The sequence below is a fragment of the Rhizobium sp. NFR07 genome, from assembly GCF_900111905.1.
Taxonomy (GTDB): Bacteria; Pseudomonadota; Alphaproteobacteria; order Rhizobiales; family Rhizobiaceae; genus Neorhizobium.
In genome coordinates this window covers 443,914-470,506 of the sequence record NZ_FOKM01000001.1, presented here as the reverse complement: position 1 = coordinate 470,506, position 26,593 = coordinate 443,914, and the positions used below count along the sequence as shown (strand labels likewise).

23 protein-coding genes are annotated in these 26,593 nt (G+C 60.4%); 4 read left to right on the top strand and 19 right to left on the bottom strand.

Annotated elements, in window-relative coordinates; genetic code table 11:
* Nucleotides 1-27 precede the first annotated feature (27 nt).
* The gene (locus BM216_RS02065; protein WP_092994138.1) at nt 28-1,428 is read left to right on the top strand and encodes an MFS transporter; all 1,401 of its coding nucleotides are present in this window, start codon (nt 28-30) and stop codon (nt 1,426-1,428) included.
* An 86-nt stretch (nt 1,429-1,514) separates the two neighbouring features.
* Here the strand turns inward: BM216_RS02065 and BM216_RS02060 are convergent, their stop codons facing one another.
* The 3 genes from BM216_RS02060 to BM216_RS02050 all read right to left on the bottom strand — a co-directional run bounded on the left by BM216_RS02060 (nt 1,515) and on the right by BM216_RS02050 (nt 5,914).
* Nucleotides 1,515-3,086 carry a GMC family oxidoreductase gene (locus BM216_RS02060; RefSeq protein WP_092994135.1) on the bottom strand — a complete coding sequence of 524 codons (1,572 nt, stop codon included), beginning with the start codon at nt 3,084-3,086 and terminating at the stop codon, nt 1,515-1,517.
* A gap of 103 nt (nt 3,087-3,189) precedes the next feature.
* Nucleotides 3,190-5,244: a 2Fe-2S iron-sulfur cluster-binding protein gene (locus BM216_RS02055; RefSeq protein ID WP_210217011.1), complete on the bottom strand. Its 2,055-nt coding sequence runs from the start codon at nt 5,242-5,244 to the stop codon at nt 3,190-3,192.
* Between the two features lie 58 nt (nt 5,245-5,302).
* Nucleotides 5,303-5,914: a glutathione S-transferase family protein gene (locus tag BM216_RS02050; protein WP_092994129.1), complete on the bottom strand. Its 612-nt coding sequence runs from the start codon at nt 5,912-5,914 to the stop codon at nt 5,303-5,305.
* Between the two features lie 120 nt (nt 5,915-6,034).
* Between BM216_RS02050 and BM216_RS02045 the strand changes: the two genes are divergently transcribed.
* The gene (locus BM216_RS02045) at nt 6,035-6,928 is read left to right on the top strand and encodes a LysR family transcriptional regulator (protein WP_092994126.1); all 894 of its coding nucleotides are present in this window, start codon (nt 6,035-6,037) and stop codon (nt 6,926-6,928) included.
* Between the two features lie 10 nt (nt 6,929-6,938).
* Here the strand turns inward: BM216_RS02045 and BM216_RS02040 are convergent, their stop codons facing one another.
* The 6 genes from BM216_RS02040 to BM216_RS02015 form a co-directional block, all read right to left on the bottom strand.
* Nucleotides 6,939-7,925 carry a beta-ketoacyl-ACP synthase III gene (locus tag BM216_RS02040; RefSeq protein WP_092994122.1) on the bottom strand — a complete coding sequence of 329 codons (987 nt, stop codon included), beginning with the start codon at nt 7,923-7,925 and terminating at the stop codon, nt 6,939-6,941.
* Nucleotides 7,925-9,193, bottom strand: coding sequence for an adenosylmethionine--8-amino-7-oxononanoate transaminase (locus BM216_RS02035; RefSeq protein ID WP_092994119.1), 1,269 nt, complete (start codon nt 9,191-9,193; stop codon nt 7,925-7,927). The genes BM216_RS02040 and BM216_RS02035 overlap by 1 nt, the downstream gene beginning before the upstream one ends.
* Entirely contained in the window at nt 9,190-9,828 is a 639-nt protein-coding gene (gene bioD / locus BM216_RS02030; RefSeq protein WP_092994116.1) for a dethiobiotin synthase, read from the bottom strand. Before bioD ends, BM216_RS02035 begins: the two co-directional genes overlap by 4 nt.
* The gene (locus BM216_RS02025; protein ID WP_092994113.1) at nt 9,825-10,970 is read right to left on the bottom strand and encodes an 8-amino-7-oxononanoate synthase; all 1,146 of its coding nucleotides are present in this window, start codon (nt 10,968-10,970) and stop codon (nt 9,825-9,827) included. Before BM216_RS02025 ends, bioD begins: the two co-directional genes overlap by 4 nt.
* Nucleotides 10,967-11,938: a biotin synthase BioB gene (bioB, locus tag BM216_RS02020; RefSeq protein ID WP_244530059.1), complete on the bottom strand. Its 972-nt coding sequence runs from the start codon at nt 11,936-11,938 to the stop codon at nt 10,967-10,969. The genes BM216_RS02025 and bioB overlap by 4 nt, the downstream gene beginning before the upstream one ends.
* Nucleotides 11,939-12,088: 150 nt before the next feature.
* Complete coding sequence (locus BM216_RS02015) at nt 12,089-12,745, bottom strand: GntR family transcriptional regulator (RefSeq protein WP_092994107.1); 657 nt, start codon at nt 12,743-12,745, stop codon at nt 12,089-12,091.
* A gap of 200 nt (nt 12,746-12,945) precedes the next feature.
* Between BM216_RS02015 and BM216_RS02010 the strand changes: the two genes are divergently transcribed.
* Nucleotides 12,946-15,168 carry an adenylate/guanylate cyclase domain-containing protein gene (locus BM216_RS02010; RefSeq protein ID WP_092994104.1) on the top strand — a complete coding sequence of 741 codons (2,223 nt, stop codon included), beginning with the start codon at nt 12,946-12,948 and terminating at the stop codon, nt 15,166-15,168.
* A gap of 16 nt (nt 15,169-15,184) precedes the next feature.
* Here the strand turns inward: BM216_RS02010 and BM216_RS02005 are convergent, their stop codons facing one another.
* The 5 genes from BM216_RS02005 to BM216_RS01985 all read right to left on the bottom strand — a co-directional run bounded on the left by BM216_RS02005 (nt 15,185) and on the right by BM216_RS01985 (nt 20,112).
* Nucleotides 15,185-15,628, bottom strand: coding sequence for a YHS domain-containing (seleno)protein (locus BM216_RS02005; protein WP_092995060.1), 444 nt, complete (start codon nt 15,626-15,628; stop codon nt 15,185-15,187).
* Between the two features lie 85 nt (nt 15,629-15,713).
* Nucleotides 15,714-16,310, bottom strand: coding sequence for an ankyrin repeat domain-containing protein (locus BM216_RS02000; RefSeq protein WP_244530040.1), 597 nt, complete (start codon nt 16,308-16,310; stop codon nt 15,714-15,716).
* 161 nt (nt 16,311-16,471) lie between these two features.
* Complete coding sequence (locus BM216_RS01995) at nt 16,472-16,927, bottom strand: cyclic nucleotide-binding domain-containing protein (protein WP_092994101.1); 456 nt, start codon at nt 16,925-16,927, stop codon at nt 16,472-16,474.
* A gap of 67 nt (nt 16,928-16,994) precedes the next feature.
* On the bottom strand, nt 16,995-19,706 hold the full coding sequence (locus BM216_RS01990) for an ABC transporter ATP-binding protein (protein ID WP_092995054.1): 2,712 nt from the start codon (nt 19,704-19,706) through the stop codon (nt 16,995-16,997).
* Nucleotides 19,707-19,890: 184 nt separating this feature from the next.
* Nucleotides 19,891-20,112 (bottom strand): hypothetical protein, encoded by a 222-nt coding sequence (locus BM216_RS01985; RefSeq protein ID WP_092994098.1) that lies wholly within the window; start codon nt 20,110-20,112, stop codon nt 19,891-19,893.
* A gap of 389 nt (nt 20,113-20,501) precedes the next feature.
* On the opposite strand from BM216_RS01985, the gene BM216_RS33225 reads away from it, so the two are divergent.
* Nucleotides 20,502-20,753, top strand: coding sequence for a hypothetical protein (locus BM216_RS33225; RefSeq protein ID WP_143102708.1), 252 nt, complete (start codon nt 20,502-20,504; stop codon nt 20,751-20,753).
* 149 nt (nt 20,754-20,902) lie between these two features.
* Here BM216_RS33225 and BM216_RS01975 read toward each other — a convergent pair whose 3' ends face one another.
* Genes BM216_RS01975 through BM216_RS01955 form a run of 5 tightly spaced genes read right to left on the bottom strand, consistent with a single transcriptional unit; the run spans nt 20,903 to nt 26,534 of the window.
* Complete coding sequence (locus BM216_RS01975) at nt 20,903-22,684, bottom strand: adenine deaminase (RefSeq protein ID WP_092994092.1); 1,782 nt, start codon at nt 22,682-22,684, stop codon at nt 20,903-20,905.
* 57 nt (nt 22,685-22,741) lie between these two features.
* Nucleotides 22,742-23,578 (bottom strand): ABC transporter permease, encoded by an 837-nt coding sequence (locus BM216_RS01970; RefSeq protein WP_177230679.1) that lies wholly within the window; start codon nt 23,576-23,578, stop codon nt 22,742-22,744.
* Nucleotides 23,571-24,395 carry an ABC transporter permease gene (locus BM216_RS01965; RefSeq protein WP_177230678.1) on the bottom strand — a complete coding sequence of 275 codons (825 nt, stop codon included), beginning with the start codon at nt 24,393-24,395 and terminating at the stop codon, nt 23,571-23,573. Before BM216_RS01965 ends, BM216_RS01970 begins: the two co-directional genes overlap by 8 nt.
* Before the next feature lie 19 nt (nt 24,396-24,414).
* Complete coding sequence (locus BM216_RS01960) at nt 24,415-25,521, bottom strand: ABC transporter ATP-binding protein (RefSeq protein ID WP_210217010.1); 1,107 nt, start codon at nt 25,519-25,521, stop codon at nt 24,415-24,417.
* Nucleotides 25,518-26,534 (bottom strand): ABC transporter substrate-binding protein, encoded by a 1,017-nt coding sequence (locus BM216_RS01955; RefSeq protein ID WP_092994083.1) that lies wholly within the window; start codon nt 26,532-26,534, stop codon nt 25,518-25,520. The genes BM216_RS01960 and BM216_RS01955 overlap by 4 nt, the downstream gene beginning before the upstream one ends.
* Between the last annotated feature and the right edge of the window lie 59 nt (nt 26,535-26,593).

Here is a 26,593-nt window from a genome sequence, read left to right as displayed (position 1 = left end):
CCGCGACACAATAAAGGACATCCAATCATGAGCACGCCAAAACTTCGGGGCGTTGCCGGGCTCGCACTCCTGTTGCTCTGCACCGCCAATTTTCTCGATTCCATAGACGTATCGACCATTGCCGTCGCCATGCCTGCCATCCAGAGCGAACTGGGCCTGCCTGCCACTTCCCTGCAATGGGCGGTCAGCGCCTATGTGCTGGGCTATGGCAGTTTCCTCCTTCTGGGCGGCCGGGTCGCCGACATTTTCGGGCATCGCAAGACGTTTCTTTGCGGGCTGGCCGTTTTCGCTGTCGCCAGCATCTCCGGTGGCTTCGTCGATAGCGGCTCGACCCTTATCGCAGCGCGCCTCGCCAAGGGCATTTCCGCCGCCTTCACCGCGCCAGCGGCTTTGGCCCTGCTGCTGTCGGTATTCGGCGAAGGGCCAGCCCGCGCACGCGCGCTTGGAATTTTCTCGTCAACTGCAGCGGTGGGCTACGTGCTGGGCATGGTGGTCGGTGGCGTCGCCACCATCTTCACCTGGCGTGCCACACTGGTCATGGGCGCGCCCGTGGCAATAATCACGCTCCTGCTTGCCCCCATGATCCTGCCGCCCGACAAAAAGCGCAGCGGTCCCCGGCCGGACTTCGACTGGCTCGGCGCAATTACCATCACGCCCGGACTGCTACTCTTCGTCTTCGGCATCACCAATGCGGCCGCCGAGGGGTGGAGCGCGTCGACCACCTGGGGCTCGCTGCTTGCGGCTGCCATTCTGATCATCGCGTTTGTCGTCATAGAGGCAAACCACAGCGTTCCGATGGTACCGCTTTCGATCTTCCGGCGTACCAAGCTCACCCATGCCAATATTGTCGCAGGCCTATTCCAGGGCGTCTATGTCGGTTTCCAGTTCGTCGCGACGCTCTATTACCAGAACGTGCTTCGATGGTCGGCGCTGAGCACTGGCCTCGTTTTCGTCTTCTGCGGGGTGAGCGTCATGGTGCTGGCGCCGCGCTTTGCCATCCTGGCACAGAAGCACAGCACCCGCCTGATGGTTCTGGGTACGGCCCTGCTGACACTGGGCTATGTCGTCTGGGTGTCCGGCCTCGGTCCTGTCGATCCGATCCTGCTAACCGCGCTTACGCAGGTGCCGATCGGCCTGGGCTATGCCATGACCTATCCCGCCGTGCAGGTCGCTGCCCTCGACGACGTTGGCGATAACGAGTCGGGCCTGGCGTCCGGGCTGCTCTTTGCGGCATTCCAGATTGGCGGCGGTGTGGTGCTTGCCTTTGCGGCCTCGGTCCTTGCCATCGCGCCGGGCGCCGGCTGGGACACTTATGTGGCCGGTTCGGCTTTTGTCGCCGTGCTCTCCGTGGCCACGCTTTTTGTTGCCGCTCTCGGTCCCCGCTCTCGCCGCCGCCGGGCTGCTGCAGTCGGCCAACCAGCCGAATGACGACGCGGCAGACCGTCCGGCGAAAGTCGGGCGGCCTGCCGCGGTTCGATTCTTCTTGGTGCCCCTGAAAGATCTGCAGGCTGCGCCTAGCGTCCATGCGCAGCCATCACGAAATCACTTGCCAACTCACCGATTGCAATCGAAGGCGCCATCGTATTGGCCGCCGGCACCCTTGGCATGATCGAAGCATCCGCGATCCTCAATCGTTCCAGTCCGTGCACTTTCAGCTTGCCGTCGACGACGCTTAGATCATCGGTTCCCATCCTCGCACTGGCGCTTGGATGGAAATATGTCCCGACCGCCTGTCTCAGGAAGTCTTTCATCCCGTCCGCGGAAAGATCGCCGGGACTGAGCTCCCGGGCGGCGAATGGCTTCAGGTTGACGGAGTTACCGATGGAACGGGCAAGCGCGATGCCATCGAGCAGTGCCTGCTCGTCGCGCGGATCGGACAACATTCGGGGGTCGATAAGCGGATGGCTCAACGGGTTCGCATCGGCAAGACGTACCGTTCCGCTGCTGAAGGGCCGCAATAACCCGACGCTGATGCCCCATCCCTGCCGGTACTGGTAGCTGCCTTCCGGATAACCGAAACGGGCGGCGATTTGATCGTTCGCCACCATGAAGCCCGTGAAGACGAATTGAAGATCGGAGGCGGCCAAGGAGGCACTGCTTTTGGCATAACCGACTATGCCCCCGGTCGTCGGCTCTTCGTCTGCGGCTGGGCGCGAAAGCCAATTGCAGCCCTGCAGCAGGACGTGGTCTTGAAAACCAAGGCCTACGCCCGGCAGATGATGACGAACCGGGATGTCGTGGTGCTCAAGTTCCCGCCGGGGCCCTATGCCCGACAGCATCAGGATCTTGGGTGTCTGCATTGCGCCGGTGCAGAGGATCGTCTCGCAGCGCGTGCGCAGCTCCACCACATCGTTGCCGATCAATACCGAGACGCCGACAGCTTGCTTGTTTTCAACATTCACACGCAGGATGAAGCAATCGTTGACGACATGGAGGTTCCCGGCGTGCCCGAGGCGGGGCCTTATATAGGCCTCGAACGCCGAAATGCGGCGGCCGCGCAAAATATTGCGCTCGCGAGGGCCGTGCCCTTCCGGATGGTGAAGCAGGGCGCCATTTATATCATCGTACCGGGCGCTGCCGTTCTCGCTGAATGCCGTGCTTGCCGCCTCCAGCAAGGGCGCCGAAAGCGCATCTCTCGTGATCGGCACCATTCCGCCCGAGGATGGGCTTGCCGCATTGGCTTCGGTCCGGTCTTCAATCCGGTCGAAGACGTACTCGATCGATGCCGCGTTCCATGCGGGCTCCCCGCTGACGGCCGCGAAGAAATCCCAGTCTTCCCTGTGTCCCCGCGTCCAGTACATGAAGTTGATGCTTGTGCCGCCACCAAGTCCCTTGCCGGCCGGCAGGGGCAGCCTGCGACCAGCAAGGGCCGCATTGGGCTGCATCACATACTGCCAGTCCCGCTCACTGCCGAGGTTCCCAAGCGCGCGCCGCGGATCTTGCACGAGTTCGGACTGGTCATTCCCGCCGGCTTCGATGAGAAGCACCTGAATGTCGGGGTTGTCCGCGAGGCGTCGCGCTAGGACAGAACCCGAAGCGCCCGCCCCGCAGACTATGTAATCGAACTCGGTGCCATCGCCGGGCATGCTTTTCTCTAATCAGATGATCTCCATGGGATGGAGGAGGCGCGTGCGGGGTTGACGGCGTATTGCAAGGCGGACGGCAATAATTTCATTTGCAAGACGGCGCCTATACATCGAGATGCAGGTCGCTTCCTTCGGCGGGTACCGAACAGCACATCAGGGCCTCACCTTCCGCGACCGGATAGGTTGGCTCCGAGATGTAGCTGACATCGCCCTTGAGAATCCGCGTCTTGCAGTCACCGCAATGGCCGGCGCGACACCCGAAGGCCGGGTTCAGGCCGCGCTGCTCGGCGAAATCCAGTAGAGGGCCATCGCCGGGTTTCCAGCGCGCCTCCTTTGATGATTGCGCGAAGATGATACGGACGGGCTCTGAGGCTGCGGCCCTGGACGGCTCGACAGAGGACGAATTCGCAGGCCTGTCGCGCGTCAATCCCGAGGGCCCGAAGGCTTCGGCATGCACGCGCGCGTCCTCGATATTCAGGCCCCGCAATCCATCATAGACCGATTGCATGAAGGATGCCGGTCCGCACAGATAGAAATCATAGTCGTTGAACGGCAGATGCGACTTCAGAAGATCCATTCCGATGCGGCCAGCGGCATCGTAGCGCCCCTCCTCGTCGGCGCCGGGCTCGCCGAGCACTCTGATGTCGTGGATAGACCCCTGCCCTCGCTCGACCAGCTCGTCGATTTCGCGGTCGAAAGCCCGCTCAGCGAGTGTGTGCGACGATCTGAACAGCCATACAGGCCGTCTATGGCGGGTCCGGTCGCCCTCATAAACGATATGGCGCAGCATCGACAGCAAGGGGGTGATGCCGATGCCAGCAGCAAGAAGCACCGCCGGTCGATTGCGTTCCATCGCATCGATGCCGAAGGTGCCCGCAGGGGCAAGAGCCTCGATTTCGTCGCCTTCCTGCATCCCGTGCAGAAGGGTAGATGCCTTCCCCTCACGCTTGATGCTCAGCCGGTAATATCCATCGGATGGCGCGCTCGATATCGTGTAGCTGCGGCGTACCAGTTCATCGCCATCGGTTATCCTGATGGGCAGATGCTGACCGGCAAGATGCGGTATCAGTGCCTCGCCATCCGTCGGCGCCAGATGCAGGGAGCGGATCGTCTCGCTTTCATCGATTGTTTTTTCTATGCGGAATCGTCTCCAGGTCTTCGCTTTCGCCGCTGCCTGGAGGCGGGATTCCGCTTCGTTCCAGCTTCCGGTCATAAGCACGTTCTGCGACATTCCGTTTTCGGCGAAGGTCCAGCGCAACGGCAATGCGTTTCGGCGTAGGATGGTTTTTTCCGGCATGACCCTCCAGAGGCGCTCCGCACCTTCAAAGGCTCCGATCTCCGGCGATTCGAGGATGACCTCCACCCTGCCCGCCAGCTGCAGCATGTCGCCCGTTTCGTGATCGACGAACAGCAGGCCGGCACGTGGATTGACGAGGAAATTGCCAAGCGTGTTGAAAAACAGATTGCCGTTGAACTCGGGTACAGTCAGGCCGCCATCCGCGTCGACGCGAACGAAACCCGGCCGACCGCCGCGATGGGAAACGTCGACCTGCCGTCCCTCGTCGTCTCGATCCACATAGGAAGCGACGAAAAACGTATCGGCGGCCGCGATGATGCGCCGGGCATCGTCATCCAGCCGGTCCGAGACGAGTGCAGCGGAAGGCGCCGAAACCATAGGATCGCGCACGAAGGCAAAATGCCGGTTTTGGATATAACGCGGGCAGTTTCCGTAGCTGTGATCGACGGCGACGGAGAAGCGCTCGCTTCCGCTTCTGCTGACCGTGCCATTCATTCGGTTGCGGCGGCGGGTGATGAGGTCGATGCCAAGCAGGCCGACGGGATCGCCGTCCTTCATCCCCGCTTCCGCAGGGTCGCCCGGATCGCTGATCGCATCGATGTCCAGAGTCAGGGGATCCGGTGAATGCAGGAAGCCGGGATTGCCGCTTCGGATCGTCGCCCATGGGACGCCTTCCCCGTCGACGGCGCCAACGGCGATGAATGGCAACAGGGGATAGAATTCCCGATGCTGGTCGAGCAGGAACCTGCGCACGAACTTGCGGCCGAGTACATCCATGTGCTCGGCGACACCGGCATGGCGCTGCATTTCGAGTTCGCCCTCGTGCCAGGGCGACGGTGGGGTCGTCACTTTATCGAGCATCATTGCCTCCAATGGGAAGAGGGGATGCGGCCGTCGGGGGCCGACCGCATCCCTGCCGTCAGGCGGCGAGACCGATTGCGGTCTTCGGGAAAGCCAGGAAGCCCGGCAGGGCCTCGATCCGCGCCAGCCAGTGGCGCACTTCCGGATGCGGCGCGAGATCCACGTTCCCTTCCGGGGCGCTGACGATGTAGCTGTAGAGCGCGATATCGGCGATGGTCGGCCGGTCGCCGGCGATGAACAGGTGCTGTTCGAGCTCGGCGTTGATGAGCCCCAGAATGTGGTGGGCGCGGGCGATAACCTCATTGGCGCGGAAATCCGCCCCGAATACCGTGATCAAACGCGCGGCGGCCGGCCCGTAAGCGATCTCGCCGGCGGCGACGGAAAGCCACTTTTGAATCTTGGCGACGGTCGGGAGGTCATCGGGCAGCCAGTCCTTGCGGCCGAGCTTGGTGGCCAGGTAGACGAGGATGGCATTGGAATCGTTGACAATGGTGCCCTCGTCTTCAAGGACCGGCACCTGGCCGAACGGATTGAGCTTGAGAAAATTCGTTGACTTGTGGGCACCATTTGCGAGGTCGATCTCGATGAGATCCGCCTTCACGCCGAGAAGCGAGAGAAAGAGGGCGGCCCGGTGCGCATGACCCGAAAGCGGAAAATGATAGAGTTTCATGTGAGGCTCCTTTGAGGTTCGGAACGAACGCTCCGATGACCATCAGGAGGCTAGTGGCATCCATCTTTCTGTAGTATACAGTTGTTTCTAGAGGTGTCCTCTCATTTTTTGGAAGATTGCATGGATCGCCTGGATGCAATGGCCGTGCTTCTGGCTGTGGTTGAAAATGGCAGTCTTTCCGCGGCCTCCCGCGCCCTGCACTCGCCTCTTCCCACTGTCAGTCGCAAGATTTCGGAGCTCGAGACGCATCTTGGGGTCCGCCTGATCACCCGCACCAGCCGGAAAATCCTTCTGACCGAGGCAGGCGAGAGCTATGTGAATGCGGCGCGTGAGATTCTCGGGCGCGTGGAAGAGGCAGAACGCCGCGCTTCAGGCGAATACATCGCGCCACGCGGCGACCTGACGATCACTGCGCCCATCGTCTTCGGCCGCCTGCATGTTCTGCCCGTCGTCACCGATTTCCTCAAGGCCTTTCCAGACATCAACATTCGGCTGGCATTGAGCGATCGCTCGATGAGCCTCGCGGACGAGCATATCGATGTCGCATTGCGTATCAGCCCGCTTACGGAAAGCAACCTGATCGCCACCCGTCTTGGTTCCATACGTACGACTGTCTATGCCAATCCGGATTATCTGAGGCGTCATCCCCACCCGCTCCATCCCCGTGATCTCGTCCATCACGACTGCATCGCCTTCGAGGGCGTGCTCTCTAACCGCTTCTGGACCTTCCGGGACGGGGAGCAGGAGATCTCGGCCGCGATCCGGGCGCGGCTGTCCGTCAATACGGCCGAAGCGGCCGTCGATGCAGCCGCCGTGGGGCTCGGCGTGACGCGGATCATGTCCTACCAGGCGAGGCGCGCCGTGGAAGCCGGCCTGCTCGTACCACTGCTCGAGGAATTCGAGCAGGAAGCATCGCCCGTGCATCTAGTTCATCTGTCGCAAGGAGTCATGCCGCTGAAGCTCAGGGCGTTTTTGGATTTTGCCGCACCGAGACTTAGGGTGGTATTGCGATAGATCGCTGCTTTTAAATCCGGAAGACCAATGCGCCGCCGACAAGTCCTGCGCCGGCTGCTGCCATCAGCAAATGTTCTCCTTCCGCAAATCTCGTATCCCGGTTGGCAAGCGACAGTGAAAGCGGGATCGTTGCGGCTGACGAGTTTCCATAGGACTGAATTGTGCTGACGGTGTTTTCCGGCGAAACCCCCAGATTTGCCGTGACCATGTCGGTGATACGGGAATTGGCCTGATGGGGGATGAACCGGTCGACCTCTCCGACGGTGATTTCCGCCTTGGCAATCGCTCGCCGTGCAGTGTTCGTCATCAGGTCGACCGCGCGCGAAAAGACCTCGCGACCGTCGACCATTGTCATCAGAAACTCTTGTGTGCCGAATTCAGGTGAAAACGGTCGATTGCTTCCGCCGGCCGGTATCTGGATCAGATCATATCCACTGCCGTCCGACGCAAGTTCTGAGGCGAGAAGACCGCGATCCCGATCCTTGTCCGGCACAAGCACGACGGCGCCGGCGGCGTCGGCAAATAGAATGGCGCTCGTCTTTTCGGCAGGATTGATCCGCCGGCTGAGAATGTTTGCCGCAACGACCAAGACGGCCCGGCCATGGGTCCGAACAAAGCCGTCAGCGAGCGTGAGAGCATAGATGAAGCCGGAACAGGCGCCGGCGAGATCGATCGCCCCGGAATTCTCAAGGTCCAGTCTGTGTGCCAGCAACGGCGCCGACGGCGGCAGGAGGTGGTCGGGCGTGGATGTGGCGAGCAAGGTCAGGCCGATATTCCGGGCGCCTATATCTGCGTCATCAAGCGCCATTCGGGCGGCAGCAGTCGCAAGGCTGGTTAGCGTCTCCCCTTCCCCGGCCCAGTAACGCGTCCGGATGCCGGTGCGGCGCTCGATCCAGCCGATCTCAAGCCCCAGCCTCGTCTCGATTTCGGCATTGTGGACGCAGCGGCCCGGCACTGCATGACCAAATCCCGCCATACGCGATGAACCGGCCGGCATCACGCCGCATCCCGCAGAACGATCGACGCCACCTCGTCTATGGCATCATACGCGCGATCGATCTCCTGCTCGGTCACACAATAAGGCGGCATCAGGTAGAGGACGTTGCCGAGCGGGCGGATGAGCAGGCCACGTTCGCGAAACAGGCGGCGCATCCGCGGCCCGGCTTCGGCGAGATAGCCTGCGGCCGGTACAACTAGGTCGAGCGCGGCAATCGTGCCGGCCTGTCGGCTATGGGCGAAGCGGGCGTCGCCCGCGTATCGCGCAAGATTGCGCCGATGTGCAGTCTCGATGCGCTGTATGCGGGCGAAAACCGGCTCGATCCTCCAGATATCGAGATTTGCGACAGCCGCGGCGCAGGCAATCGGATTGGCGGTGTAGGAACTCGAATGGAAGAAGGTTTTCCGCCTGTCGGTCGACAGGTGTGAATCGAAGATCTCGGCTGTCGCGAGTGTGGCGGCGAGAGGCACGGCACCGCCGGTCAGTCCCTTTGAGGTGCACAGGATGTCCGGTGTGATACTGGCCTGTTCGCAGGCGAACATCGTTCCGGTCCGACCCCATCCGGTCATCACCTCGTCGGCGATCACCAGGCAACCATAGCGCTCCGCGATGTCCTTCAGGGTGGCAAGCAGATGCGCACCAAAGATTTTCATTCCGCCGGCGCCGAGAACGATGGGCTCTATCAGGAGGGCCGCGACGCGGCCAGTCCGGCAGAATGCCTCGAACCGGTCGAGGGTTTCCTGCTCACCACCCGCTTCAGGATAAGGAAGCCGGTCGACGCCGAAAAGAAGCGGCTCATACGCGGCATTGAAAACACCGCGTTCGCCGGTCGACATCGTGCCGATCGTGTCGCCGTGATAGCTGCCCTCCATCACGACGATGCGATCACGCGGCTCTCCCCGGTTATGGAAGTAGCCGAGCGCCATTTTGACGGCGACCTCGACGGAGGTCGAACCGCTATCGGAATAGAATACATGCTTCAATCCCGGCGGAGCGATCTCGATCAGGCCTTCCGCCAATCGCTCGGCCGGCTCGTGAGAAAACTCGGCGAAGATGATCTGGTCGTAGACTTCGGTTGCGGCGCGGATCGCCGTCATGATCTTCGGGTGCCGGTGGCCGTGAGTAATCACCCACCAGGAGGAGATGGTGTCGAGAATGCGATTGCCATCCTCGTCGATGAGATAGGCGCCGTCCGTCGACGCAATGCGCCGCATCGGTGGTTCGAGCGCGTGCTGAGTGAAGGGGTGCCATATGGTCGATCGATTCATCGCGCAGCCCCGACAAAGGTCGCAAGGTCGAAATTCTCGGCGAATGTTCGGCGGAGGGCTTCGCAATTCATCTGCGTCATCCACGGCAGACGGCCGAGCATGCGAGCGCCGCTGATCCGCGCAATGACGCGCTGCGTCTCTCGGTTTTCCTCACCGATGAAGGCGATCCCGAAGAGCGGGATATTTCGATTGTTCATGGCTTCGACGGAAAGCAGGGTGTGATTGATCGTGCCGAGCGATGTCCGTGCACACAGGATGGTTGGGATCTGCCAGCGCGCGAAAAGGTCGGCGTAGAGAAGATCCTCCGTGAGCGGCACCAAAAGTCCCCCTGCTCCTTCGATGATCAGGGGCGCATCTCTTTCGGGAGGGGCAAGCCGGACCGGATCGATCGCAACGCCGTCAAGACGGGCCGACAGATGCGGCGACGCAGGTGTGGTCAGCCGATAGGCTTCCGGCAGGATGCGTTCGCGCGCAAAGCCGCCAAGCCGAAGCACGGCTTCGCTGTCGGTCTCGTCATCGAGGCCCGACTGCACGGGCTTCCAGTAGAATGCATCGAGCGTAACTGCCAGTGCTGCCGAGAAAATCGTCTTGCCGATGCCTGTATCCGTGCCTGTCACGACGTAGCGTGCATTCATGGTCTGTCCTCCTCGATTGCGACAGCAAGCCGTTCGATCATTGCAGCGATCTGCTCTTCATCGACATTCAGTGTTATGGAGAGCCTTAGCCGCGCAGTTCCTTCGGGGACGGTCGGTGGCCGGATTGCCCGAATATCGAAACCTTCGCTCTGAAGGCGCGCTGCGATCCTCACCGCGCGGGCGTTGTCGCCGATCATGATCGGCTGGATCTGCGATCCGCTGGGGGAGATACCGAGCTTCGAGCGCAACAGCTCGGCGACAAAACCCTGGAGAGCATTGAGGCGATGGCGCCGTTCGGGCTCGTCTTCGATTATCCGCAGCGCCTCGCGTATGCCAGCCGCCATAAGCGGTGAAGGGGCGGTTGAATAGATAAAGCTGCGGGCGCGGTTGACCATGTAACCGGCGAGAACGTCAGGCAGGCCGAGGAGTGCGCCCGAAACCCCGAGTGCCTTGCCGCAGGTATGCAGCGTCAACAGTCTGCCGGAATTTTCGAGGCCCGATGCGAGGCCTCGACCATTGGTACCGAGAACGCCCGTGGCATGGGCCTCGTCCACGAAGAGAAACCCGTCATGCCGTTCTGCTATCGCCAGCAGTTCGGCCAGCGGGGCTCGATCGCCATCCATGGAATAGAGGCTTTCGACGGCGAGCCAGGGATGGCCCTTGGCGCCGCCGGCCCGCCAGTCGCGGATGGCCCTGTCGAATGCCTCGACATCGTTATGCCGCGCCGCGACCGCTCCGGCCCTGCCGGCTGAGATGCCGTCATGGACGCTTGCATGGATCAGTGCGTCATAGACGATGAGATCGTTTCGCTGCGGCAGGCATGAAAACAGCGCGACATTGGCAGCGAAGCCGCTGCCGAAATACAGAGCGCTTTCAGCACCAAAGAAGCTTGCCGCCTCAGTTTCGAGTGCCTCATGGACGCAATGGTTGCCGCGCAGCAGGCGCGACCCACCGGCTCCGGCCGGGATCCCCTGCCCGATCGCGGCAGTGATCGCCTCCGCCAAGCGGGACGAGGTGGCCAGGCCGAGATAATCGTTGGAGGTGAAGTCGATGCCATGTCGTGGTGACAACATCCGTCGCCGCGATTTGCGCTCAAGGCCGATAAGCGTGGCACGATAGCGGTCGAGTGCCGACGAGCTCACCGTTCCAATTCCATCGGCTTCAAGCCAAGCCGGCGGAAGAGAGCGCTGTCGTGATCTTCGCCGGGATTGTCGGCGGTCAGAAGCGTCTCCCCGACAAAGATGGAATTGGCTCCGGCAAAGAAACAGAGAGCCTGCATCTCGTCGCTCATATCGGTCCTTCCGGCAGACAGCCGGACATAGGACGCCGGCATGAGGATGCGCGCGAGCGCGATAGTGCGGATGAAGTCGATCGGGTCGATGGGAGCGGCATGTTCCAGCTTGGAGCCGGGAATGGGGATCAGCATGTTGATCGGCACGCTTTCCGGCTGGTACGGCAGATTGGCAAGGGTCACAAGCATTGAAATGCGATCCTCGACCGTCTCGCCCATGCCGAGAATGCCGCCGGCGCAGACCTTGATGCCGGCGTCCCGGACATTGGCCAGCGTTTCCAGCCGATCTTCGAACACACGGGTGGTGATGATCTCCGAATAATAGCGCTCAGACGTGTCGAGGTTGTGGTTGTAGTAGTCGAGGCCCGCTTTCGCGAGCCTTCCGGACTGATCCGGCGTCAGCTTGCCAAGGGTCATGCAGGTCTCCATGCCGAGTGCCCTGACGCCCTCGACCATGGCGACCAGTGCATCCATGTCGCGGTCCTTGGGGCTGCGCCAGGCTGCGCCCATGCAATAGCGCGTTGCCCCGCCTTCCTTCGCCTTTCGCGCTTCGGAGAGCACGCGCTCGACGTCCATGAGCTTCGACGCCTTGAGGCCCGTCGGATAATGCGCGGACTGGCTGCAGTAACCGCAATCTTCGGCGCAGCCGCCGGTCTTGATCGACAGGAGACGGCTCATCTGGATGGCGTTTGGGTTGAAATTCTCGCGGTGAACCTGCTGTGCGCGGAAAAGCAAATCAATGAATGGAGTATTGTAGATAATTTTCGCATTTACGGCCTCATGCTCCAAGCATGAGCAGGCGGTCGTCTGATTTTCCAGTGATTTATCCAAGGAATATGCGCGCAAGGCTCGATGGCTCCGAATCTAGATAGATAATAAAATTAAATTATCTATTATTTTGACGTGACGCAAGACGCGCCACCGATGCGGGATGCCGCATCGCGGAAAACGCATGAATATCGTGGCTATTTACTCTGAGGCGCGCGGTCTGGCGGAAGAGCGAAGCGGCGTTTCGATCAGCCGCAATACATGGCGCTCCAAGGTGCGGACTGCTTCATCCAGCTTGCCTGAGCGCAGGTGCTGCAGCACCGCGTGGTGATCTGCGTCGAAGCGCGGGGCTACCCGCCCCTTCCGATCCTCCAGAAACAGGGAGCGGGAACCGACCATATGGAGATCGTCAATTTCAGCAAGCAGTCGCGGCATCTCGCAGGGAGCCAAGAGCAAGCCATGAAATTCCCGGTTCGCTGTTTCCTGCTGCACGACGTCGACCGCTTGGTCGCATGCCCGCGCGACGATCTCTGCCTGATCCAGTATGTGCGGGGTCAAGTGCGGCGCGGCCTGCCGAAGTGCGAGCCCTTCGAGAACCGATCGCATCCTTGTCGCTTCCTCGACGGCGGCCGAAGTGAAAGATGCGACCCTGACACCGCGCCGCGCTTCGCTCACTGCCAGCCCCTGGGCCTCCAGCCGGCGGAGCGCTTCGCGGACCGGGACATGGCTCGTCCCGAATTCCTCGGCGATATGCTCCTGTCTCAGCCGCGTGTCGGGTCTGAGAACGCCGGTGATAATCCTGTCGGCCAGGACGCGGCTGATCCGGTGTGCGATCGTATCTTCGGTGGTGGAGCTCATCCTTCTGTAGATAATTTTTCCGCACGACGCTGTCGAGGCGGAGATCGCAGATCCCGCGCTATTTCCGGGACATACGGCAGATAATGTCAGCATTTTCGAATGCTGCCGGTGGCGTAGGACGGAAGCAGCGCGACGGCATCATCGGCGATGGCTTAGGCAGCCCGCTTGTTGTAACGTTGGAGGGGAACCTGTGAGGACGCATGGAACGCCGCCTCGCCGCCATATTGATTGCGGATGTCGTCGGTTACAGCCGCCTCAGCGAGATCGACGAAGAGCAGACCCGTGCACGATTTCGCTCAGACATGGACACTGTCTTCACCCCCGCAATCGAGGCCAATAACGGCCGCGTCGTAAAGGCGCTGGGCGATGGACTTCTCGTCGAATTTCACAGTGTCGTTGATGCCCTGCGGTGTGCGATCGATGTTCAGCGGCAGAAGAAGGAACAGGGCGAAGCGACCTCCGGTGCCGCCGAACTGAAATTCCGCATCGGTATCAATCTCGGAGACGTGCTTGTCGAAGGAGATGACATCCATGGCGAGGGCGTGAGCATCGCGGACCGTATCGAGGCGCTGGCAGAGCCCGGCGGCATTGTGATATCGGGCTCCACCTACGATCAGGTCAAATCCAAGATCAACGCGGGATATAAGTCGCTGGGCGACCGCAAGGTCAAGGGTTTCGCCGAGCCGGTCAGGGTCTACCACGTCATGCTGGAGCCCTTGCCAGCCGGCAGATCTGTCATCTCCGGCCGGTTCCTAATCAGGCGACTGGCCATCGTTGCGGCAATTATCGGCGGGCTGCCCGTGGCCGCCGGTTTGTCGTGGTGGTACGCATGGCCGATCTTTTCTTCAGCGCAAACGACGAGCCAATATGCCCACCCGCTGCCCGACAAGCCATCGGTCGCGGTCTTGCCATTTATCAACGTCAGCGGCGACGCAAGACACGATCATCTGGCCGAGGGCTTGACGGATGACCTGATAACCAAGCTGTCCAAGGTTTCGGGCCTCTTCGTGATCGCTCGCCATTCTGTCTTCGCGGTTCGCGACAAGCCTGCAACGATCCAGAAGGTCGCATCCGAGCTTGGCGTTCAGTATGTGCTCGAGGGAACGGTCCAGCGCGACGGCCCCCGCTTGAGAATCAATGCCAAATTGATCGAGGCGACGAACGGGCTGTCGATATGGGCGGAAGGGTATGACCGACAATATACCGATCTGTTCGCCGTTCAAGACGACGTAATCGGGCGGATCATCTCGGCGCTTGAAGTGAAACTGAGCAAGGGCGAGAAAAGCCAACTGGCGCGTTTGCCGACCGACAGCCTGGAAGCATACGACTATTACATGCGAGCCGAGCACGAGGGGTTCATCTACGGTGACGTGGATACCTATCGTCGGACATTGTCATACTACCAGAAGGCAATCGATCTCGATCCTCGCTTTGCCAACGCCTATGCGGGGATCGCCAGGGTCGCGGTCGATGTGTGGCGGAACGACTACAATTACCTGTGGTCGGCCGCGGTTGCGCGAAAAATTGCCTATGATGCGGCGGGACAGGCTTTGAAACTGGATCCCGGCAACTCGCGAGCGCATACCGTCCTGGCGCTGCTGCAGTGGGTGGATGGCAGGAGCGATGAAGCGCTTGCCTCTGCCAACAACGCCATAGCAGCCCAGCCCAACGATGCCGAAGCGTTTGGCAATCTTGCACTTATCCTGGCTCATACCGGCTCTCACGAGCAGGCGATTTCAGCAATCGAGATGGCACTACGGCTTGATCCGTCCCCCGCGCCCGGGTTCAAGATGCTTGCCGGGATCGTATTTTATTCCGCAAGAGCGGATCGTCGAGCGATACCGCTGATCGAGGCTGCGCTCCTGAACCTGCCGAAAACCGAACCTGCACGCGAATATCTCGCGGCAGCCTATGCAAACATAGGCAATCATTCGCGTGCGCAAGAGGAGGTGACGAAGTTGCTCGCACTCTTCCCTGAAAGCAACCTGGCCTATTATCGATATCTCTATGATTATTGGTCCGGCAGTGACCTCGATCATCACGTCAACGCCCTAAAGTCTGCCGGCATTCCCGATTGGCCGTTCGGCTTTGAAGGGAAGGATGAGGATCGCGTCACGGGAGCGGATCTTCGGGCACTGATCAGCAACCAGACATGGGTGGGCAAACACCGAAACGGCACCGACTTCATGCAATATTTCGGTCAGGGCGGTCAGACGGCCTATCGCAGTGCCAATACCAGCATAACCGGTATCGCCCAGATCCAGGATGAACGACTTTGCGAGAAGTTCGAAGGCTATTTTCTCGATCGTCTCGTATGCGGTGCGGTCTATCGGAATGCGGATCCGGTTACAGGCGATTTCGCCTATGTTCACGTCACTCCTCGTTCGCTGCAGTATTTTTCACCCACCGCGGATGCGCGCTAACCGTTGATCGCGCTGCTCATTGCCACTGCTTATGCACCTTCTCGGAAATCAGCGTTTGCTGGACATCGGCCCAGTGCTTTTGCGAGTCCGGCACCTTGGACGCATTTTTCTCCATGCCTTCGGCCGCACCGGGATCGTAGCTGATGTAAAGCTTGCCGTCGATGATGCGCCAAGCGCGCGGATCCACATTGGTGGTCACTGTTCCAAACGACACTCCGTCGGCACAATAGCCACCATACTGTGGCGCATAACGCGACGGGTCCTTGATAAAGAGATCCCGATGCTCCGCGCTGGCAAAACGCCATGTCGCTCCGAGCCAGCGGTGGGAAAACCGGTCGCTGCCTTCGGTGGCCTTGCCATCGACGAAATAGGCGACCGGGTCATATCCCTTGATTGCGACGTCGCCGAAATATCCCGTATTGACGAAGTCCTCACCGACAGCCTGATGCGACAATGACATCACGATGGCTATCGCAGCGGTTGCGGCTGCAAATCGGTTCCTGTTCGTGGACATGCTTTCCTCCCGTCCCTGTCGCAACGAGTGATCAGAGCGATTTCCGCTTCATGCACTCGTTGTAAAGCGGTTCGCCAACGAGTTCAGCTTTCTGGCAAACCGCGCCGGCCTTCAGAAGAATCTCGCCGACGTTCCAATATCCGCGCCATCCGGCTTGAGTAAGGGGCGTGTAGCCGTTCCTCTCTGTGGCCTCGATATCCGCCTTGCTTTCGATGAGGAATGCAGCGACATCGCTGTGACCCTCCTCTGCCGCAGCATGCAAAGGCGACATCTTGTAAAAATTCCTGGTATCGTTGACCTGCGCACCTTTCGCGACAAGAAGCTTAACGACGTCAAGTTTTCCTGCGTAAGCCGCGGCATGGAGTGCCGTCAGCCCCCCCTTGTTTCTGACCTCGATATCGGCACCCTTTTCCAGTATCAGCTCCACGGCATCCGCATGGCCTTCCAGGGATGCCAATATGAGCGCGGGATCTCCGGCCGCGTCGACTTCTGCCAAATTGGTGGCCTTATCGAGGGCTTGCTTGAGCACCACCACGTTTCCGCTTTTCGCGGCATCCTGCAATTGACCCGCGAACGACAGATTGGCCGCCAGGCAAAAAAACGCGAACGCCGATTTGGCAAGAACCACGGCACACCTCCTCCGCCAGGAGACAGTCAAATCAACCCCAGCCGCACGCCGCCTTCGTTAGATCACGAAAAGAAAATATAGCATCTATCATCTTTTTGAGCAACCTATGCGGGCGTCGCGCGAAAGGCAGCGGTCCTTCGGTCATGCTGGCGAGGCTGCGGTCAACGCGTGGTGAATGAGATCCGGGCATTGGCAAGCTCGGCCGTCGTCTCGCTCAGCCGCGCGGCGAGCGTGCGCATGATCTCGGTGGCCACTTGCGGAAACTCGCTTGTCAAAGCCAAAAAGTGGTCCTTGCTGATACGCAGGACCTCCAATCTGGAGGTGGCACGCACGGTTGCAGTGCGGGGAATGTTGCAAAGGACCGCCATTTCGCCGACGATGGCATTTGCGCCGATGGCTGCCACCTTCACTTCACCGGCGCTGGACGACACGATCACATCCGCCATGCCGGACAAAAGCACATAGGCCGCATCGCCCTGATCCCCCTGGCGGCATATATCCTGGCCTTGACGATAGATCATGCGATCGCATGCAAAGGCAAGAAGCTTCAGCTTCGCCGGCTCGATACTGGCGAAAATTGGCACTTCCCTCAATGTCTCCACTTCATCGCTGAGCATATTCCCGGCTCTCCCGAAGGTATGGTGACGCATGCAAAGTCGAATTTCACAAGCGGCAAGCCTGCGACTACAGCAGTTCCCTGAAAACCGTATTTGACCGCGACAGTTCCAGATAGTCGCCGGAGCCTATCAATGATCCGCGCTGAAAAAGCAGGACTTTGTCGAATATCCGTGCGACATGCGGATCGGAAACGACCCATACGAGTGAGGTTGGTTGCCCGGCGTCATTCCGTTGCTGGATGATGGACCGCATTATTGCCTCCTCGACACGCTGGTCGAGTGCCGACAGAGGCCTATTGAGTATAGTCAGGTCCGAATGCTTCAGCAATGCGCGGGCAAGGTTGAGCTTTTGTCTTTGGGCCATCGTCAGTCGCTTTCCGCTTGCGCCGACGTCGAACTGAAGACCGATCGCCAGGGCGCTCTCATAAAGCTCCGCTTCGGAAAACAGCTCCTTCATGATCCCCCGGATATGGTCGGCGGCGTCCGCCACCTGATAGGCGACGCGGCCGAAGAGCACGTTGTCCAGTAGACTGGCGTAATTGGTAAAGCGTTCCGGGTCATGACGATCTATCAAATTCGCCATATCCTCCGGAAGCTCGGCATGGAAAATTTTTCGTGCCGTCACAAGTCTGTCCATGAGGTCTTCGCCCAGTAGGCCGAAGCGATGGCTGGGCTCGATATAGGAGAGGCTGAGCGCGGTGATCGAGATGCGCTCCTGCATCGGAACCTCATCAAGGCGCAGGCCGCGGCATCGGGCGAGCATTGCCTGGTAGACGGGAATGTCATCGGCAGACATGAATGTCAGCCGGCCGAAGAACGAATGCTGCGGAGCGAGGTCATGGAAGAGTTCGACTGCCGTTTCAGCGATCGCCAGGCCCATCTGGTAAAGGTCCTGATCAAGGCCGGTTTCTTCCAGAAATCGTTGGAAGTGGGGCTCAGCGATCAGGTCCTGATCGCTGAGCCCCGGCTGTGTTCTAGTACCAAACAGCAGGTTCTCGCCGACGCTTGCCTGAATGTTATAGAGATCGAAATCGAACGGCACGAGCACGTCGTCGCGGTGATCGGCCGCCAGCCGATCACGTAACGCGCGGCGCAGTTCGACTATCCGTTCGCTGATGGTCCGATGCGCCTGCGCATCTACGCAGGAGCGCAACGTCAGATCGAAGATATCTTCCGATATCTGCACTGCGTCCAGTATCGGCTGGACCGCGTTGAGGAGATCATCCGGCCCGTTTGCTCCGGCGGCCTTGTAGTCCACCCAGTCGTCATGAAGGTCGAACTCGACATTGCCGGCCCTGCGCGCTTCCGTCGCGTAGCGTTCGAACTCGGCCAGGTGCTTTTCGTCCAATGCCCCGTTCGCCCGTGGCGCGTGCTTCAAGCCATAGAGCAAATTGTCCATCAGCGTGCCATGCAGGAAGAATGGCTCTCCAGACGCGTAGGAAATACGTCGCCCGGTGATGGATTCCGGCATTTCGAGCAGGCTCTGGTCGCAAATCGTGATGCTGCCGGATGTCGGCCAGATGAGGCGACCGAGGGCTTCGGCAAATGCCTCGGCTCCGCTTCCTGTCGTGCCGACGAGAGCGATGGTTTCTCCTGCCCCGACCTCGGTTGTTACGTCGTCCAGCAGCCTTGCGCCGCTATCATCGACCAGCGTCAGGTTTCGAATAACGACGGATGCCTGAAGGGGTGGAACGGGGCCGTTTGCAAGCTCGTGAACCGCTGGCGCGATAAGCGGTTCCACGCTGAACTGATCCCATACCGTGGCGTATTTTACCTGTACGTCCTGCCGTGCCTGATCCCAGTCTATAAGGTCTTTCAACGGGCTCGGAAGATCCTTGTAAGCGGCGATGACGGCCACCAGCTGACCGAGGTCGAGCCTGCCCAGCAGAACGAAGTATCCGCCAAATGCGTAGAAGATGAACGGGGTGACCTGAGCGAGAAGGTTATTGATGAATTTTACCAGGAATTTCCATCGGTAAAGGTCATAGCGGATGGAGAAGATCTGCCCGAGCCGCCAGGCGATGTCGGCACGCTCGAGATTGGAAGTGTCGTTGCTGTGGACCGCATTGATGCCGTCGACGATTTCGCTGACCCGGCCCGAGAATTCGCGCGCCGTCAGCTGCCGCAGGCGCCCGAGTTCCAGCAGCCTTCGACGCATCCGCGGGATGATGCTGAGCTGGACGGCGACTATGCTGGCGGTGATCATGCCCAGCCAGACGTTCTGAACGATGATGAACCCGAGCGTTGTGAGAGCCTGGCCGCCGAGAAGAGCGGGCAGAATGAATGCGTCGCCGGTGAAGCCGCCCAGCGGCTCCACCTCATCCTTTACCATGGTGGCGATCTCGGCCGACTTCAGTTGCTTGAAATTTTTGGGCGGAAAGCGAAGAATGCGATCGACGAGTTCGAAACGGATCCGTCGCAACATCCGCTCCCCAAGCCGGCCCTTGCAGGTGTTGATGTGGAACTTGAACAATCCGTTGATCAGGACCAGCGCCAGGAAGACTGCGCTGAGCGCCATGAGCGTCTGCTGCCGCTCAAGCTCGATGCCTCTGAAAAGCTCGACATGACCAATCACCGGAAGATCGTAGGCCAGGCGAAAGAACGGCTGGCGCGCATTGGCTGTCTCGAAGCCGTTGCCCTGAATGGGTCCATTGACGATCTGCTTCGGCAGATCGAACGACAGGAAATAGGGAACCATGGACACCGCAACGAGGAGCAGTATCCATAATTGCTCCCGTCGGGTGTGACACCAGATGTAGCGCAGGAGGTTCTTTTCCATCGCATCGGCCTGTTCGAGACTGATGGTCACAGCAGATGGACAACTTTAGCACGCACTAACGAATGGAAAATAGAGCATTGGGCTTAGAATGGCCGTCGAGCTTGTTGCGAGATGGACCACTTCCGCAGGTTACGTTGTCTGGGCCTCGACTAGGAATCGATACCTCAGCAAATGCATCCGTCTCCTAGCCAAAGCTGATGGCTTGCATCGTCAGTCTTTTCTCGATCCATATATGGTCACGGCCAAAGATAGTGATTGCCTTCTGTTCAGGCATTTCGTCATGGAATCCGGTTAGTGCCATACCTAGATCGAAAAGGATCACGAAGCCATTGGACTCGCGAACGTCAGGATCATTCTGTTCCAATCGCTGCAACACTTCGTCTTCAGATAAAGCGAAGAGATTCATCCCCTGATACTCGAAGGGCTAGGAAAGATCCGGCAAGAAATTCATTTCGGCGAGCTTGTTGTCCGCAGACACGAATGCGGGGACAGAGACACTATATTCCAGCCGCGTCTTGCCGATATATGTCTGCTTGAGCTTCTCGGCTGCCCAAGAAAACCTTCGACATCCTCCCTCGCCTGCCCAAAGCGAATGTCCGATATTCCGTCATAGGGAGTAAAGACCCACGTCGTTCGTTTGCCTTGTGCAGACAGGAGACTCGCAAATGTGAAAGCCTGAACTGCCTGTAATTTATCCGCGGGTGGCTCGTCGAAAATACGCCGGCCACGAAATATCACGTTCTCCATATCATTGAAGGCCTCAATCTCGGTCACCAGCCGGCGCGGCGCAAGCTGATGCAGCTCAACACGCTTTCAATGCCTGCGGACGATATGCTTGACTTCGTCAAAGCCAAGATCGGGGAAACGATCGAGCCCTCTACAATGCCGATGTCGCGCGATGGTTCGCGCAAGAGCATGGAAACGCCCTGCTCAGCGAAGGGCGATTTCAAATGTCCGAAGGCTTCAACGTCACCATATGGCCGCCAGCAAGATTGGGCAGGTTTACGTAAAGGTGCAGGCAGGCGTTCGGGCAGGCTCTTGCCCTAAGCCGTCCGATCCAAACAGCAGCGTCGTTCCACTGCCCTAACATCGATAGGCGGTGGCCGGTGTTGCGGATATCAGGACCGAGTGTAGGTCCGGCGCAACACCGGCGGCCACCGTATCAGGGCCGATTTGCTGGTGGCCAGACGCGTCTCTCAGCCCGCAGCAGTGAACAACGGGATCGGTTCCTGGGTGACGACGTCCAGAAGCGGATGGAGATCGGTGATGCGGACCGACGGGATGACCGCGAGCGGCAGTCCCGTCAGCGCCATGATCGGGCGCCACGAGTTCATCATCACGCCGCGTTTGCGCACCTCGATATTGTAGGCCTCGATCTTCTCGCTGAGCTCCTCGCAGCTCTCGAAGGCCATAAGGCCCGCGAAAGGAAGCGGAACCTTTGAAATGACCTCTCCTCCATCGACCAGGACGAAGCCGCCGCGCATTTCCTTCAACGCCTCGACGGCCAGTCTCATGTCGCTGTCGGTCCGGCCGGCAACCATGATGTTGTGGCAGTCGTGGGCAACGGTATGGGCTATCGCGCCGCTCGTGATCCCGAGGCCGCGCAACGGTGCGGAAACCGGCGGCGTCGCCTGCCCGTGGCGCGGCACGACCGTTGCCATGCAAACACCTTCCGGCAGGTCCTGCGGCCGGATCACGCCGTCAACGACCGGAACATTCAGCTGTATCAGGTCCGTCATGCGCGTCGGCAGGAGATCCATCGCGTTGATGCTGATCTCGCCGGCCTCAATCGGTGCTGCGATATGGAAATCGGCGTCACGCGGCGGCTCGATGATGACGGTGTCGGGGATCTCGCGACCGATCAGCGGATCGGCGATGGGCTCGATCATCTTGCGGTCGCGGACGATCTGCTCGCCGTCGACATAGACGTCACAGACGCTGACCTTCTCGAGCGAGTCCAGCAGCAGGAAGTCGGCCACGAAGCCGGGGGCAATCGCTCCGAAATCACGCAGGCCATAATGCTGCGGGCCGATATAACATGCCCAGCGCAGCGCTCGCTCCACCGGCACGCCATATTCCATCACGCCGCGCACGACCCGGTCCATGTGGCCGTTGGTGAGCATGTCGGACGGCTCGACATCGTCGGTGCAGAGCGCGACGTCGGCATAGTTAGCCTTGAGCAGGCCCGGCATCAGGTTGGGCAGGTGGTTGCCCGGCGAGCCGAGTTTGATCAGCGGCAGCAGACCGAGGCGAAGCTTTTCAAGCACTTCCTCGCCGAGGCGGGATTCATGGTCGTTGTCGATGCCGGCGGCGATATAGGCGTTGAGATCGCGTCCCATCAGCTTGGGCGCATGGCCCTGGATCGCCACACCGTGGCCGAGCGCCGCATCGACGATGCCGCGCATGCGCTCGTCGTTACGGACGACGCCGATATAGTCCATCACCTCGGCAAGCGAGATTACCCGCTCCCAGCTCATCATCTCGTCGATATCGGCGGGATTGAAGGTCGCGCCGGCAGTTTCGCGCCCAAGTACGGAAGGGACGCAGGAGGGGATGGCGAAATAGACGCGCAGCGGCATGTCGCGGCTGCCCTCGATCATCAGTTTCACACCTTCCTTGCCCATCACGTTGCCGATTTCATGGGGGTCGACGACGACCGATGTCGTGCCGAGCGGCAGGACGCCGTTGGCATAGCCGGCCGGCGTCACCATCGTGCTTTCGATATGCAGATGGCTGTCGAAAAAGCCCGGGCATGCCCACTTGCCGCTGCCGTCCACCGTGCGACGGGCCTGGAGGTCGTATTCGCCGGCCGGGCCGACGACGGCGATGCGCCCCGCATAGACGCCGATATCGGCCGGGTAGACTTCGCAAGTCAGAACGTTGACCAGCTGGACGTTCTTGACGGCGAGATCAAGCGGACGCAATCCGCGGGCAGCCTCCACCAGGGCGGCACGGTCGACGGGCAGACGTTTGAACATGGAATACTCCGAGGCATGGCAAGTTTTGGGGCCGGCAATTGAGGCCGGTAAGGAATGCTAGTGATTGACGAAGGCCTTGAGGCCGCCCAGCCGGACTACGGCCATGAAGAGAAGCAGCATCAGCACGATCATCAGGGAGGAGATCGCGGCGGGTGCCGCATTGGCCGAATATTCGAGATCGGCCATCAGCTCGACCGGCAGCGTTCCTGCCTCCCGCGACGCCAGGAAGATCGATACCGTCACGTCGTTGAACGAGAAGGTGAAAGCGAGGATCGCGCCCGCCACGATGCCCGGCATCGCCGTCGGCAGCACGACATGGCGAAACGCCTTCAGCGGGGTCGCGCCCAGACTGTGGGCGGCTTCCTCCAGGGAGGCATCAGAACCGGCCATGGTCGACCAGACGGAGCGGACCACAAAGGGGAGCGTGATCATCGTGTGCGCGACAATCAGGTTCGGCAGTCCCAGCGCTTCCATATGCAGCAGCACGAGCACGTTGAAGAGTGCAAAACCCATCACCACGCCGGGCAGAAGCAGCGGGCTGAGGACGAGATATTCCATCAGCATGTGTCCCGGGAACGAGCGCTTTGACAGCGCTCGCGCCGCAAGTACGCCAAGGACCACAGCGATCGCCGTCGAAACCGCGGCGATGAGAAAGCTCGATATGAGCGAGCTGCGGAACCAGGAAAGCTGCATCACCTCCGCATACCATTGCAGGGAAAGCCCGGGAGGCGGGAACATCAGGTAGTTGGCGCTGGTGAAAGAGACCGCGACCACGATCACCAGCGGTGCGACGAGGAACAGCAGCCATAGACAGCCGATCGCGCCGAAGAGGACACGACCGAACGACCAGAGCAGCATCTCGGCCTTTGCCGACTTGGGGCGGATGTCAGCCATGCGACTTCTCCCAGAGACGTCCCGCAAGGCGCTGGAGCGTGACGAAACCGATGGCAAGCAGAGCGAGCAGGATGGCAATCGCTGCGGCAGCAGCCCAGTCATAGGTGCTGAATACATTGCGATAAAGCAGCGTGGTCAGCATCGGCGAGCGCGCTCCGCCGAGGATCTGGGGCGTTGCGAAGGCGGTAATCGCGAGACTGAAGACAAGCAGGACACCGCTGAGCAGGCCCGGTATGCTGACGGGCAGCGTGACGGCGAAGAAGGTGCGCAGCGGATTGGCGCCGAGGCTGAGTGATGCCTCTTCCAGATGCGGATCGACATTTCGCAGAACCGCGAGCAGCGACAGAACCATGTAGGGCAGAAGCAGCTGGGTCTCGCCGATGATGATGCCGATCTCGTTCTGCACAAGAGCGAGAGGTTCGGTGATCAGGCCGATCCCCGGCAGGATCTGGTTGACGATGCCGCTTGGCCCGAGGATGACGATCCAGCCGAAGGCGCGGACGACGACCGACACCATCAGCGGAAACACGACGATGCCGAGCATGAGCGCTGCGGCGCGCTCGCGTGAACGGGCAATCAGCATGGCGAGCGGATAGCCCCCGGCAATCGTCAGCAGGGTCGTGATCAACGATACGCGCAGGGTGCGCCAGAAGGCCTGGCCAGCGATGCGGCTGTTGAACAGACGCTCGAAATGCTCGAGCGTGAAGGCCGCGCCGTCAGGCGTGCGAAAAGCCTGGTAGAGAAGGATCAGCGACGGCGTGATCGCAACTACCAGCACCAGCAGGACAGCCGGGGACGAGAGTGCCCAGGCCGTCATGGACCTGTGGCTTTGTCGATCACCGGTCATCGGTCAGTACCATCACGGCGTCCGAAGCAAAGGACAGGGTCACCGCGCCGGATGGAACGTGCGAGGACGCGACCAATGCCACCAAGGTCTGGTCGATACCCTCGCATCGGACGCGACAGGCGCATCGCTCGCCGCGATATTCGACATCGATGATATTGCCCGCAAATACGTTTAGACCGGTTGCAGTCTCGTCCGCCACGGGGTTGAGGATGACATCCTTCGCCCTGACGGCAACCAGAACCGCTGAGCCCGGCGCGAAATCGCAGATCTCTGTCTTCAACGTGACAGATGGTGAAATGCGCACGACCAGCTCGTCGCCATCCTTTTCGACCGCTCCGGGCAGGAGATTGTCGACGCCGATGAAATCGGCGACGAAACCTGTCCTCGGCTTTTCCCAGATCTCGCGCGACGTGCCCGCCTGCTTGATCTCCCCCTTGCTCATCAGGACGATGCGGTCCGAGAGTGAGAAGGCTTCTTCCTGATCGTGGGTGACGAAAACTGTTGTGATCCCGCTTTCGCGCTGGATCCGCTTCAGCTCATAGCGCATCTCGTTGCGCAGCTTCGCGTCGAGATTGGACAGCGGCTCGTCGAGCAAAAGCAGTTGCGGCTTGATGACGAGCGCGCGCGCCAGAGCGACACGCTGGCGCTGGCCTCCGCTCAGCTGCCGCGGGTAACGGTCGCCCAGCCCGGAAAGGCCGACGAGCTTCAGGGCTTCTTCAACCCGCTTCGCCATTTCAGCTTTCGGAACGCGCCGCATCTTAAGGCCGAAGCCGACATTGTCGCGCGCCGTCATATAGGGAAACAGGGCATAGGACTGGAAGACGATACCGATATCGCGATGCCAGGGCGGCATGTCTGAAACCGACTGGCCGTTGATGCGCACATCGCCGGATGTCGCCTGCTCGAAGCCGGCCAGGATGCGCAGCGACGTCGTCTTGCCGCAGCCGGACGGGCCGAGAAAGGTGACGAACTCGCCGGGACGGATGTCGAAGGATATCCGGTCGAGAACCGTGGTCTCGCCGAACACCTTCGAAACGTCACGCATCTCGACCGCAAACGCCGGGCCGGTTCCGGCCGGCGAAGTCATGTCGGTCATTCGGCGATGACCTCTTCCTGCCAGCGGCTGATCCAATCGGCGCGATTGGACACGATCGTGTTCACGTTGAAGAACTTCAGGCGGGCGAGGTTTTCGGCGCTGATGAGGTTGTACTTGGATTCGGAAGGCGTCTCGACATCGGTGCGGACCGTGCCTTCACCCTGCTTGACCAGCATTTCGCTCTGGATTTCCTTGGAGAGATGGAAATCGATGAACTGCTGGGCCAGCTCCGACTTTTCCGAGCCCTTGATCATGCAGACTAGGTTGAGCACGCCGAGGCCGCCTTCCTGTGGGAAGGTGAAGCGTAGCGGCACGCTGTCGTCCTTGCGCACCATGATGTTGAGATGCGGCGCGAGCGGCACATCGCCCTGATTGATGGCGTCGAGGATTTCACGGCCGGTAAAGATCTGCAGGTTCTTCTTGACGCTGGCGATCTTGGCAAAGCCCGGATCCATGTCCTCGAGGCTGCCGCCTTCGAGCTGCGAGATCATGCCGAGGGTGAGTGGCCCGTAGGAGATGTTGATATCCGGAAAGCCCTTCTTGCCCGGCAGGTCGGCATCGACGACCTGCTTCCAGGAGGTCGGAGCTTCCTTCATCAGCTGGCTGTTATAGGCAAGGCCTACGGCCGCTACCGTGAAGGCCGGGCAGGAGCCGTCGCCGAAGGGGTCTCTGGCGAAATCCTGTAGCGCGTCCATGTTGGTCAGCGCCTTCTTGTCGACCGGTTGCAGCAGCCCGCGCTTCGCCAGCTCGGCCATCTGGTAGTCCGTGAAATAGACGAGGTCTGTGCCGCGACCACCCGTCGCCATCAGTTTTGCGAGGCGTTCGCCGGAAAGCCCGGTGTCGAGCGTGACCTTGACGTTGTGCGCCTTCTCGAAAGGCTCCACCACGATGCGGCGGAACTCTTCGGCATAGCCGCCACCCCAGAGCGAGATCGTCAGATCCTGAGCGACCGCGGCTCCACTTGAAAGCGCCAGAAGGCTGGCGGACGCGATGGCGACGAGTTTGATTTTCATGACAGGGGTCCCCGTAGACGTTTATGCCGGCCCAATAGGTGCCGAATGGCTTGCCGTCT